Origin of the sequence: Blautia intestinalis (assembly GCF_014297355.1) — a bacterium.
GTDB lineage: Bacteria > Bacillota > Clostridia > Lachnospirales > Lachnospiraceae > Blautia_A > Blautia_A intestinalis.
Genome location: NZ_JACOQE010000002.1, coordinates 326,002 through 338,502, shown reverse-complemented (window position 1 = coordinate 338,502; position 12,501 = coordinate 326,002). Strand labels below are relative to the sequence as shown.

11 protein-coding genes and 1 tRNA gene are annotated in these 12,501 nt (G+C 43.6%); 11 read left to right on the top strand and 1 reads right to left on the bottom strand.

Going from position 1 to position 12,501, the window contains the following annotated elements; all coding sequences use genetic code 11:
• The first annotated feature begins 78 nt into the window (after positions 1-78).
• From hemA to H8Z79_RS05640, 7 genes are all read left to right on the top strand, one after another.
• Positions 79-1,308: a glutamyl-tRNA reductase gene (gene hemA / locus H8Z79_RS05670; protein WP_015542546.1), complete on the top strand. Its 1,230-nt coding sequence runs from the start codon at positions 79-81 to the stop codon at positions 1,306-1,308.
• A complete protein-coding gene (locus H8Z79_RS05665) occupies positions 1,298-1,783 on the top strand; it encodes a precorrin-2 dehydrogenase/sirohydrochlorin ferrochelatase family protein (RefSeq protein WP_118039656.1) in 486 nt (161 codons plus the stop codon). The genes hemA and H8Z79_RS05665 overlap by 11 nt, the downstream gene beginning before the upstream one ends.
• Positions 1,758-2,684 carry a hydroxymethylbilane synthase gene (gene hemC / locus H8Z79_RS05660; protein WP_118039657.1) on the top strand — a complete coding sequence of 309 codons (927 nt, stop codon included), beginning with the start codon at positions 1,758-1,760 and terminating at the stop codon, positions 2,682-2,684. The genes H8Z79_RS05665 and hemC overlap by 26 nt, the downstream gene beginning before the upstream one ends.
• Positions 2,681-4,183 carry a uroporphyrinogen-III C-methyltransferase gene (gene cobA, locus H8Z79_RS05655; RefSeq protein WP_118039658.1) on the top strand — a complete coding sequence of 501 codons (1,503 nt, stop codon included), beginning with the start codon at positions 2,681-2,683 and terminating at the stop codon, positions 4,181-4,183. Before hemC ends, cobA begins: the two co-directional genes overlap by 4 nt.
• A gap of 32 nt (positions 4,184-4,215) precedes the next feature.
• Positions 4,216-5,199, top strand: a complete 984-nt coding sequence (gene hemB, locus H8Z79_RS05650) for a porphobilinogen synthase (protein ID WP_015542550.1) — start codon at positions 4,216-4,218, stop codon at positions 5,197-5,199.
• Entirely contained in the window at positions 5,199-6,476 is a 1,278-nt protein-coding gene (gene hemL, locus H8Z79_RS05645; protein WP_118039659.1) for a glutamate-1-semialdehyde 2,1-aminomutase, read from the top strand. The genes hemB and hemL overlap by 1 nt, the downstream gene beginning before the upstream one ends.
• Positions 6,477-6,605: 129 nt before the next feature.
• Positions 6,606-7,718, top strand: a complete 1,113-nt coding sequence (locus H8Z79_RS05640; protein WP_015542552.1) for a lactonase family protein — start codon at positions 6,606-6,608, stop codon at positions 7,716-7,718.
• A 65-nt stretch (positions 7,719-7,783) separates the two neighbouring features.
• Here H8Z79_RS05640 and aroC read toward each other — a convergent pair whose 3' ends face one another.
• Positions 7,784-8,878: a chorismate synthase gene (aroC, locus tag H8Z79_RS05635; protein ID WP_118039660.1), complete on the bottom strand. Its 1,095-nt coding sequence runs from the start codon at positions 8,876-8,878 to the stop codon at positions 7,784-7,786.
• Between the two features lie 200 nt (positions 8,879-9,078).
• On the opposite strand from aroC, the gene H8Z79_RS05630 reads away from it, so the two are divergent.
• The 4 genes from H8Z79_RS05630 (at position 9,079) to H8Z79_RS05615 (ending at position 12,438) form a co-directional block, all read left to right on the top strand.
• Positions 9,079-10,020 carry a magnesium transporter CorA family protein gene (locus tag H8Z79_RS05630; RefSeq protein WP_182279229.1) on the top strand — a complete coding sequence of 314 codons (942 nt, stop codon included), beginning with the start codon at positions 9,079-9,081 and terminating at the stop codon, positions 10,018-10,020.
• A gap of 73 nt (positions 10,021-10,093) precedes the next feature.
• A complete protein-coding gene (locus tag H8Z79_RS05625) occupies positions 10,094-10,972 on the top strand; it encodes a rhomboid family intramembrane serine protease (RefSeq protein ID WP_015542555.1) in 879 nt (292 codons plus the stop codon).
• 23 nt (positions 10,973-10,995) lie between these two features.
• Complete coding sequence (locus H8Z79_RS05620; protein WP_015542556.1) at positions 10,996-12,288, top strand: diaminopimelate decarboxylase; 1,293 nt, start codon at positions 10,996-10,998, stop codon at positions 12,286-12,288.
• A gap of 70 nt (positions 12,289-12,358) precedes the next feature.
• Positions 12,359-12,438, top strand: a tRNA-Leu gene (locus H8Z79_RS05615).
• Positions 12,439-12,501 lie beyond the last annotated feature (63 nt).

Below are 12,501 nucleotides of genomic sequence, written 5' to 3'. Positions count from 1 at the left end.
TTTCCTGAAGAATCCACCCGAATATGGCGGATCTCGTTCGGGAAATGGTATAGTCAGACAAAGGAGAAACACAATATCATGACAATATCCATGATAGGAATTGATCACGACAGAGCACCCGTAGATATTCGGGCTCTGTTTGCGTTTACAAAGAAAAATGCGGGAGAAGCAATGGAACGACTTAAAGAGACGGCAGGAATTTATGGCTGTATCATTTTGTCGACCTGCAACCGCCTTGAAATATGGACGAGCCACGAAGAAGAACAGGAAATTTCCATGTATGAGTGTCTGTGCCGTCTGAAAGGGATACAGGATACTTCCTATGAAAAATATTTTATAACACGCAAAGATAAGGAAGCTGTTGAGCATCTTTTTTATCTTGCCGGAGGACTGAAATCTCAGATCCTCGGTGAAGATCAGATCCTGACGCAGATTAAGGAGGCTCTCAATCTTGCACGTGAGCATTTTACAACAGACAGTGTGCTGGAAGTACTGTTCCGTATGGCTGTAACTGCCGGTAAGAAGATTAAGACAGAAGCGCCTCTTGCACATGGAAATCCATCTGTTATCCATCAGGCAGTCAGCCATTTGAAAGAACAGGGTTATGATATGCATGGCAAAACATGTATGGTCATCGGAAATGGTGAAATGGGAAAAGTTGCCGCACAGACGCTTCGCGATGCCGGAGCCAATGTAACGGTCACAGTCCGTCAGTATCGAAGCGGACTTGTCAGTATTCCGATTGGATGCAGTCGTATTCATTATGGAGAGCGAATGAGATTTTTGCCGAACTGTGACGTTGTAGTAAGTGCTACAGCCAGTCCGAACTTTACTCTGAGGGATGAACTTTTTCAGGATGTTGTATTGGACAAACCGCTCCTGCTTCTTGATCTTGCAGTTCCGAGGGACATTGATCCATCTCTTGGCAGCAGGGACGGAATTACGCTTTATGATATGGACAGCTTCCGTACAGAAAGTCTTTCGCCGGAGGCAAATGAGAGTCTTATCAAAGCAGCTTCGATCGTAGAAGAACAGATGGCAGAGTTTTTTCAGTGGCTGGATGGCCGTGACGTGATTCCGAGAATTCAGGAAATCCGTGCGGAAGCAGTGCAGGATCTGAATCTGCGTATCATAAAAATTCTCAAAAAAACACCGATGCAGGAAGAAGACAGAGCAAATCTTCTTGATGCAGTAGACACCGCAGCCGGAAAAGTTGTCAACAAGATGATCTTCGGCCTTCGGGACAGCCTGAATCAGGAAGCTTTTCTGGAATGTGTTGCAGGATTGGAGAAGGTATATGAAGACTAAACGATATTTTCCAATGTTTATTGATCTGTCAGACAAAAAAATCGTCGTTGTAGGCGGTGGTAATATTGCGACCAGAAGAGTCCGGACACTTTTACAGTTTACCAGAAATATTACTGCAATTGCACCGAAATGCACGATGGAACTTCAGGAACTCGGAAAGACCGGATATGTTAATCTGATCACACGTCCGGTCAAACGTTCGGATTTTGACATGGCATATATGGTGATCGCATCAACCAATGACTGGAAACTGAATGATGAAATCTACCGTGTCTGTAAGGAAGAGGGCATCTATGTAAATGTTGCCGACGATAAAAGCAAATGCGATTTCTATTTCCCCGGTATTTATATGAAGGATGAAGTAGTTGTCGGGATTACAGCAAGCGGGCTGGATCACAGCCGCGCAAAAAAAGTCCGTATCGCAATTCAGGAAGCAATGGAGGCATCAGATGGTGAAGACAGAAGTGCAGAATAAAGTGATCATTGGAAGCAGGGAGAGCCGTCTGGCAGTTCTGCAGAGTGAGATGGTTCGTGATTACATAAAAACACAGCATCCGGAGCTGGATGTTGAGATTCTGACAATGAAAACGACCGGTGATAAAATTTTAGACCGGACGTTGGATAAGGTAGGCGGAAAGGGTCTCTTCGTAAAAGAACTGGATAAAGCACTGCTGGAGGGCAGAACCATGTTGTCGGTTCACAGCCTGAAAGATATGCCGATGGAAGTTCCTGGTGAACTTCCTCTTCTTGCGTTTTCAAAGAGAGAAGATCCGAGGGATGTTCTGGTGCTCCCGGAGGGAGTCAGTGAACTGGACCTGACGAAACCCCTGGGATGTTCGAGCCTTCGTCGTACGCTTCAGCTTAAAGAACTTTATCCGGAAATGGAAGTAAAAAGTATCCGTGGAAATCTCCAGACCCGTTTACGGAAACTGGACAATGGAGAATATTCCGGTCTGATTCTTGCTGCGGCAGGTTTGAAACGCCTCGGCTTAGAGAATCGAATCTGCCGGTATTTTTCAGAGGATGAGATTCTTCCGGCTGCAGGTCAGGGAATTCTCGCGGTACAGGGAAGACAAGATCTGACATATGATTATCTGGAAGGATATCGAGATGAAAAAACATGGTTCGCAGGCAGCGCAGAACGTGCTTTTGTAAAATATCTGAATGGTGGATGTTCTTCGCCGGTTGCCGCTTATGGAGTGGTAGAGGGAGACGAACTCTTTCTCCGCGGACTCTATTACAGGGAATGTGACGGTCGTTATTTTAAAGACAGCATTCGGGGACCGAAATCAGAGGCTGAAAAACTGGGCAGAGATCTTGCCAAACGGATGCAGGATATGTATGAAAATGACAAAACAGGAGGGACTTCATTATGAAAAAGGGAAAAGTATGGCTTGTCGGAGCCGGACCGGGAGATATCGGCCTTTTTACTTTGAAGGGAATGGAAGTCCTGAAGAATGCAGATGTTGTTGTTTATGACAGCCTTGTAGGTCAGGGTGTTCTGGCAAAAATTCCGACAGAGGCAAGATTAATAAATGTAGGAAAACGTGCAGATAAACATACGATGCCACAGGAAGGCATCAATCAGGTGCTCCTGGAAGAAGCTCTGAAGGGAAATCGTGTTGTACGTCTTAAAGGTGGTGATCCGTTCCTTTTCGGACGTGGCGGAGAAGAACTGGAACTTCTGACAGAAAATGAAATTCCGTATGAGATCGTTCCGGGAGTTACATCTTCCATTGCAGTACCGGCATACAATGGAATTCCGGTCACACATCGTGATTTCTGTTCATCGGTGCATATCATTACCGGACACCGGAGAGCAGGTGAAAAATATGACATTGATTTTAAAGCGCTGACAAATACGAAGGGAACGCTGGTTTTTCTTATGGGAATTGCAGCACTTGCAGATATCTGTCAGGGGCTTCTTGATGCAGGAATGGATCCGGATATGCCTGCGGCAGTTCTCCAGAAGGGAACGACAGCTGATCAGAAGCGCGTTGTAGCAACCGTTTCCACTCTGAAAGAAGAGGTAGAAAGGCAGGGAATCGAGACACCGGCAATTATTGTAGTCGGTAAAGTATGTAAGCTTGCTGCAAACTTCGGATGGTATGAAAATCTTTCTCTTGCAGGATGGAAAGTGCTTGTAACCAGACCGAAGGGACGCAGTTCCCGTACTGCAGATGAACTTCGAAAAAGAGGGGCAGAAGTGCTGGAACTGCCGTCTATCAGAACTGTTGCGCTGGATGAGCAGACGGAGCTTTGGCAGGCATTTGACAGAATGGACACTTATCAGTGGATTGCTTTTACAAGTCCGACAGGCGCAGAGATTTTCTTTGAAGAACTGAAAAATGCGCACAAAGATATCCGTAGTCTGGCGGGAGTACATATTGCGGCAATCGGTCAGGGAACTGCGAAAGTACTGGAAGAAAGAGGTATTCTCGTAGATCTGATTCCGGAAATTTATGATGGCGATTCACTGGGAGAAGCCCTTGCGGCAAAACTTACAGGTGGGGAGAAAATCCTTCTCCCAAGAGCAGGAAAAGGAAATGAAAATCTTGTAAAGATTCTTAAAACTCATGGTGCCAGAGTGGATGATATTGCAACATATGATACCGTCTATGAAAAAAGCCGACTGATCAATATCGGAGAAGAAATCCGTACAGGTTCTATCGACTGTGTGGTATTTACAAGTGCATCAACTGTAAAAGGATTTGTCGAAAGTACAGGACTTGCAGATTATTCGGGTGTTGTGGCAGCATGTATCGGCAAACAGACAAAAGCTGCGGCTGATGCATACGGCATGCAGACATTTGTGGCAGAAAAAGCAACGATTGAGGCTTTGATCGAGCTCGTTGTGAAGATAAAAAACAAATAACATTTTTAAGATAAGAAAGAGGTGCAGCAACAATGGATCTTATTCAGAGACCAAGAAGACTTCGCGGAAGTGAAACACTCCGTAAAATGGTGAGAGAGACCAGAATTGACAAATCTTCTCTGATCTATCCGCTTTTTGTAAAAGAGGGTACAGGTGTTGAGGAAGAAATTCCGTCTATGGAGGGACAGTACCGCTACAGCGTAGATCGTCTTCCCTATGAACTGGAACGTCTTCAGAAGGCCGGTGTAGGTAATATTATGCTTTTCGGAATCCCGGATCACAAAGACGAAGTGGGAAGTGGTGCTTACGATGAAAACGGAATCGTACAGAAAGCTTTAAGAGAAGCTAAAAAACAGTTCCCGGATCTTTATTATATTACAGATGTGTGCATGTGCGAATATACTTCACATGGACACTGCGGTGTTCTCTGTGGTCATGAAGTAGAGAATGATGCAACACTTGAATTACTTGCAAAAACAGCACTTTCTCATGTGGAAGCCGGCGCAGATATGGTGGCACCTTCTGATATGATGGACGGCCGTGTACGTGCAATCCGTGAATGTCTGGACAAGGCAGGACATAAAGAAACTCCGATCATGTCCTATGCAGTCAAATATGCATCTGCATTTTATGGTCCGTTTCGTGATGCTGCAGGTTCTGCTCCATCCTTTGGTGACCGTAAGAGTTATCAGATGGATTTTCATAATCGCCGTGAAGGTATGAAAGAAGCACTGACAGATATTGAAGAGGGTGCAGACATCATTATGATCAAACCTGCAATGTCTTATCTGGATATGGTTTCGGAAGTTTACAAGGCAACAAATGTTCCGATTGCTACTTACAGTGTAAGCGGTGAATATGCAATGGTCAAAGCAGCTGCCAAGATGGGCTGGATCGAAGAAGACAGAATTATCTGTGAGATGGCTGCAAGTGCCTATCGTGCAGGAGCTTCTATTTATCTGACTTACTATGCAAAAGAGCTTGCCCGCTTTATTGATGAAGGGAGAATCGGCTAATGGGAAGATCAGAAGAATTATTTGAACGTGCAGTAAAAAGAATTCCGGGCGGCGTCAACAGTCCGGTCAGAGCGTATGGTGCGATCGGAATGGCTCCGAGATTTATCAAACGTGCAGATGGCTGTCACATTTATGATGTAGATGGCAATGAATACGTAGATTATATTGATTCCTGGGGACCGATGATCCTCGGCCATAACTTCCCGCAGATCCGGGAAGCAGTAGTTGAAGCATGTGCAGACGGTCTGAGCTTTGGATGTGCTACAGAGATAGAAGTAGAGATGGCGGAATTTATCTGTGAACATCTTCCGCATGTTGAGATGGTGCGTATGGTCAATTCCGGCACAGAAGCTGTTATGAGTGCAATTCGTGCGGCAAGGGGATATACGGGTCGTGATAAGATCATCAAATTTGCCGGCTGTTATCATGGACACAGTGATGCACTTCTGGTAAGTGCCGGTTCCGGTGTGATGACAAGTGGTGTACCGGACAGTGCCGGAGTACCAAAAGGCTGCACACAGGATACCATGACAGCAGTTTATAATGATCTGAACAGCGTAAAAGCACTTCTGGAACAGGCACCGGGACAGGTGGCTGCGGTGATTGTAGAACCGGTTGCAGCCAATATGGGTGTGGTTCCGCCAAAGAAGGGATTCCTGGAAGGTCTTCGCAGTCTCTGTACCGAGCACGGAACATTACTGATCTTTGATGAAGTTATTACAGGATTCCGACTTGCATTTGGCGGGGCGGCAGAGTATTTTGGCGTGACACCGGATATGGTTACCTTTGGTAAAATCATTGGGGCAGGAATGCCTGTTGGTGCTTATGGCGGAAGAAAGGAAATCATGGAAATGGTTTCTCCGGCAGGCCCGGTTTATCAGGCAGGAACTTTAAGTGGTAATCCGATTGCAATGGCCGCAGGTCTGACACAGCTGAAATATCTGTATGAACATCAGGAAGTTTATAAGGAACTGGAAGAAAAGGGCGAAAAACTTTATAGTGGAATCGAACAGATTCTTAAAGAATATAAAAAGCCGTATCATGTAAATCATGTTTCATCTTTAGGAAGTCTGTTTTTTGCAGAAAATGAAGTAGTTGATTATACAAGTGCAAAGGCTTCTGATACAAATGCATTTGCAGATTATTTTCTTGCAATGTTGAAATCAGGAATTCATCTGGCACCGTCTCAGTTTGAGGCAATGTTTCTTTCAGCCGCGCATACAGATACTGTGATCGAAGAGACACTTTCTGAAGTACGAGATTATTTTATGAAATAAAGTATGTAAGAAAATACACATTCAACGTAGAATGTCAACTTGTTCTTATAAATGGAATGTGCTATAATTAGGACACCAAATGCGGATAGAGCTTTCGCACATATTCATCGAATTTTAGGAGGCAGTATAATGGGGAACAAGAAATATGTGGCTTATGTGGGAACATATACCCATGGCAACAGTAAAGGCATTCAGGTCTATGATGTAGATGTAGAGAACGGCAAACTGATCGAGCGAGGCGAAGTGAAGGTCAGCAATGCATCACACACAGCAGTTTCCAAGAACGGTAAGTTCCTGTATTCCATAGAGGATGAGGGCGTTGCGGTATTCCAGCGTGACGCTCATGGAGACCTCACCCGTATCAACAGTGTGGGAATTGACGGAATGAGAGGCTGTTTTCTTGCCACAGACGTGGACGGCAGATATCTGTATGTAGCAGGATATCATGATGGCAAGGTGACAGTTGTACATACGCATAAAGATGGAAGTCTTGGACGTATTATGGACGGTGTATTCCATAAAGGTCTTGGCAGTGTCGCTGAGCGTAATTTCCGTCCACATGTAAACTGTGTACGACCGACACCGGACAATAAGTATCTCTGCGCGGTTGACAATGGAATTGATCAGATTAAAATCTATCGTATCAATAAGAGACGTCATAAACTTGAACTGGTTGACATCCTTCGTTGTCCGAGAGAGAGTGGACCGAGAATCATCCGTTTCAGTGCAGACGGCAAATATGCATACATTCTGTTTGAACTGAGCAATGAGATTAAAGTATATAGCTATGACGGTAGCGGAGAGAATCCGGAATTCGAGCTTCTGCAGAGCGTATCGACTTTAAGTAAGAAGCATGACAAAGATGCAATCCATAATGCGGCATCCGGTCTGGCACTGGCACCGGATGGCAAGCATCTGTTCTGTACAACTGCAGGAGAAAATACAGTTTCCATGTATGAGGTTGATGCAGAAACAGGACTTCTTGAAAAGAAATTCACACTGCCGATCAGTGGTGATTATCCGAAGGATCTTGTGATTTTCCCGGATAACCAGCATATTGCGATTGCGAACCATGCAAGCAATACTATTACGACCTTCAAGGTTGACTATGATAAGAATATCATCGTTATGAATGATAAACCTCATAATGTTGAGACTCCAAACAGTATTCATATGTGGCCTGTACCTCAGGATTTTGAAGCTGTTAAGCCACTATCTGATGAGGAATATGATGAGCAGTAATTATTTGCAATGAAATATAGGTAATTTAAAAGCTCCTGCAGTTTTAAGCTGCAGGAGCTTTTGTGTTATTTAGAGTAAAACTTCTGAATTTTATCGAGTCTTGAAGTCATATTTGCAAACAAAGCATCTGTAATAGCAAGTGCACACATGGATTCGACAACGACAACTGCTCTTGGGACAATAACCGGATCATGTCTGCCATGTATCTCAAGGGAAATCTGCCTGCCCTGACTGGTAACAGTTTGCTGTGGCTGACTGATAGATGGGGTTGGTTTGATATAGGAGCGAAGGATGATCTCGCTGCCATCACTGATTCCGCCCATAATACCACCGGCATGATTTGAAGTCTTATTTATCATGTTGTCTTTGATCGTAAATCCGTCATTGTCCTCTGAGCCGTTCATATGGGCAACCTGAATACCATCGCCGATTTCAACTGCTTTGACTGCACCGATAGACATGACTGCCTGAGAGAGCATGGCATCCAGCTTTTCAAAAACAGGATTTCCGAGACCGGCAGGGACACCTGTGATGCGGCATTCAATCACACCGCCGGCACTGTCCAGATTTTTCATGCATTTTTCAAGATAAGTACCGGCTTTAGCAGCAGCATCTGCGTCCGGCATATAGAATGCATTATTATTTATTTCTTCAGGGCTGAAGTTTTCAATGGAGACTGGTCCGATAGATTTCGTGTAAGTGCAGAAAGAAATACCAAGTGATGCAAGGAGTTTGGATGCAACTGCTCCGGAAGCAACACGTCCGATCGTTTCGCGTCCGGAGGAACGTCCGCCACCACGATAATCGCGAAAACCATATTTGGCATCAAAGGTATAATCTGCATGTCCCGGACGGTAGGAATATGCGATATTTCCATAATCACGGGAACGCTGGTCGGTGTTTCGTACCATTAACGAAATCGGAGTTCCGGTCGTTTTTCCTTCAAATACACCGGAGAGGATTTCTACAAGATCTCCTTCTTTACGCGCAGTCGTATAGCGGCTCTGACCAGGCTTACGACGGTCAAGAAATTTCTGGATATCTTCTTCTGAGAGAGAAAGTCCCGCAGGACAGCCGTCAATGACTGCTCCCAGAGCTTTTCCGTGGGATTCGCCCCATGTAGTTACAGTGAAATGTGAGCCGAAGCTGGATTTATTCATAAGTATTGAGTCCTCCCTTATTAACTGTAGTTAATATTAACATATTAAATATAGAAAGTCTATAATTTGCGCTATGTCACTTTAACGTATAAATTGAATAAAATTTTTGTAAATACAATTCAGTTGGAATTGACAAAAATCATACTGCATTTTATAATTGACCATATGACCAAAAATGAGAGTGGAAGGGGAGTGTAATCGTGGTTAGAATGTTTCGGACATCAGACGGTGCCATTCACGAAATTCAGGAACCGCAGGATGGCTGTTGGATTGCCCTGACAAATCCTACAGCAACAGAAATATTTGAAATATCTGAACAGTTTCAGATCGAAGTTGATGATCTGAGGGCTCCTTTGGATGAAGAAGAACGGTCGCGTATTGAGGTGGAGGATACTTACACTCTGATTCTGGTCGATGTTCCTATGATCGAAGAACGTAATGACAAAGACTGGTACGGTACGATCCCACTTGGTATCATTGTTACCGACAAAATGATATTTACGGTATGTCTGGAGGATACACAGGTTCTGACACGCTTTATGGAAGGCCGTGTACGTAATTTCTTTACTTATATGAAGACACGCTTCATCCTGCAGATTCTTTACCGCAATGCCAGTATGTACCTGCGCTATCTGCGCATCATAGACAAAAAGAGTGAACAGGTGGAGGAAAAGCTTCACTTTTCACCACGAAATCAGGAATTGATAGAGTTGCTTGAACTGGAGAAATCACTGGTATATTTTACGACTTCTCTGCGTTCGAATGAGGCTGTACTTGAGAAACTGATCAAGGTCGAGAGCATTAAGAAATATCCGGAAGATACGGAACTTCTTGAAGATGTCATTATCGAGAACACGCAGGCAATTGAGATGGCAAATATTTACAGCGGCATCCTGCGAAGTATGATGGATGCTTTTGCGTCTGTCATCTCAAACAATCTGAACGATGTGATGAAGATATTATCTGTGATCACGATCGTTATGAGTATTCCGACGATTATTTTCAGTGCTTATGGAATGAACCTTGCTCCGGTGGGTATGCCGTTTTCGAGCGCGACATTTGGGTTTGCAATCGTAATTCTGATTTCTATCGGGGCAAGTATTGTTGCAGCAATGTTCCTGTCCAAGAAAAAGTATTTTTGATTTTTTCAGCAATAAATACAATTCATCTTTCCAGACTGTATAAATCAACAGAAAAAGGAGAAAAAGTGTTTTTATGAATTGGATCGATAAAATGGAACGTAAATTCAGGGGAAGGGGAATCCCGAATCTGACAGTTTATGTGATCATCTGTTATGTGGTTGGATATCTGCTGAGTTATATGAATCCTTCGATGCTCAGTATGATGAGCCTTGATGTATCAAAGATTCTTCAGGGACAGATCTGGAGACTTGTTACATGGGTAATCTATCCGCCGAGTACCGGCAATTTCTTTTTATTTGTAATTTCTATTTTATTTTTCTATTATCCGGTCGGTACGTCGCTGGAACGTACATGGGGCAGTTTTCGCTATACCCTGTATATTTTTTCGGGACTTTTGTTTGTTCTGATTGCAGCATTTATTACCTACTTCATTACAGGTGGTTTTGTAGTGATTGATGGTATGACATACGTGATTGGCGGAGGTGTATTCACGACTTATTATGTCAGTCTTTCTGTCTTTCTTGCATATGCGATGAGTTATCCGGATATGCAGATTTTGTTATGGTTTGTGATTCCGATCAAGATGAAATGGATGGCAGGTGTGTATGGTGCGATTATTCTGTACAACATGATTTCCTATATCCGTGTCGGATTGTGGGTAATGGCGGTGCCGATTCTTGCATCACTGCTTAACTTTGTTCTGTTTTTCTTCAGCACAAGGAATATGCAGCGTTATAATCCGAAGGAAGTACATCGACGCAGAGAATTTAAGAAGGCCATGGCACAGAGCCGTGTCAATCCGGCAACAGGAGGAATTACGAAACACAAATGCGCAATTTGTGGACGTACAGAAAAGGATGATCCGAATCTGGAATTCCGTTTCTGCTCAAAATGTAATGGCAATTATGAATATTGTCAGGATCATCTGTTTACACATCAGCATGTGAAATAATGCTATACGAGGAGATAAATATTATGAAAAAAAAGCCGTTTGTAACAATGGAAAAACTGCAGGAAATCACTGAGAGATTCCCGACGCCTTTTCACCTTTACGATGAGAGGGGAATTCGTGAAAATGCCATGGCATTAAAAGAAGCCTTTGCATGGAATAAAGGATTCAAAGAATTCTTTGCAGTTAAAGCAACACCGAATCCATATCTGATCCAGATTCTTCAGGAGTACGGATGTGGATGTGACTGTTCCTCTATGACTGAACTGATGCTTTCCAAAGCAATCGGCTGCAAAAAAGGTGATATCATGTTTTCATCTAATGATACGCCGGAAGCAGAATTTCGTTATGCAAATGAGATCGGTGGAATTATCAATCTCGATGATATTACACATATTGAAGCAGTAGAGAAGGCCGTCGGCTACATCCCGAAGACGATCAGCTGCCGTTATAATCCGGGTGGACTGTTTAAAATCAGTAATGATATTATGGATAATCCGGGTGATGCCAAATACGGAATGACAACAGATCAGATTTTTGAAGCGTTCCGCATACTGAAAGCAAAAGGCGCCGAAGAATTCGGTATCCATGCATTTCTTGCCAGCAATACAGTAACAAACGAATATTACCCGATGCTTGCAAAAATAATGTTTGAACTTGCTGTAAAACTTCAGAAAGAAACCGGAGCCCATGTCGGTTTTATTAATCTTTCCGGTGGTATCGGTATTCCTTACAGACCAGAACAGACACCAAATGATATCCGTGTGATCGGAGAGGGCGTACGTAAGGTATATGAAGAAGTTCTTGTTCCGGCAGGAATGGGAGATGTTGCAATTTATACCGAGCTTGGCCGTTTTATGATGGGACCTTACGGATGCCTTGTCACAAAAGCAATCCATGAGAAACATACGCACAAAGAATACATCGGTGTAGATGCGTGTGCAGTCAATCTTATGCGTCCTGCAATGTATGGAGCATACCACCACATCACTGTTATGGGTAAAGAAGATAAACCGTGCGATCATCTGTATGATATTACCGGTTCCCTCTGCGAAAACAATGATAAGTTTGCGATTGACCGCTATCTTCCGGAAATCGAGATGGGAGACCTGCTTGTAATTCATGACACCGGTGCACATGGATTTGCTATGGGCTATAATTACAATGGTAAACTGAAATCCGCCGAGATTCTTCTCCGCGAAGATGGAAGCTTTGAGATGATCCGTCGTGCTGAAACACCAAGAGATTATTTTGCAACATTTGACTGCTTCCCAATCTATGAGAAAATGCTTGAGGACGAAGATAAATTATTTAAATAATTTTGCAATTATTACCTAAAAATGCTTGCAGTGAACTGAAAATTATGGTAATATAATTTTCGGTTCATTTGCCGCTGTGGCGGAATTGGCAGACGCACTTGACTCAAAATCAAGCGGGAAACCGTGCCGGTTCGAGTCCGGCCAGCGGCATAGAGGATTCTCTGAGATTCAGAGAGTCCTTTTTTGATATTTATTTACAGAGTTTTATGAAAA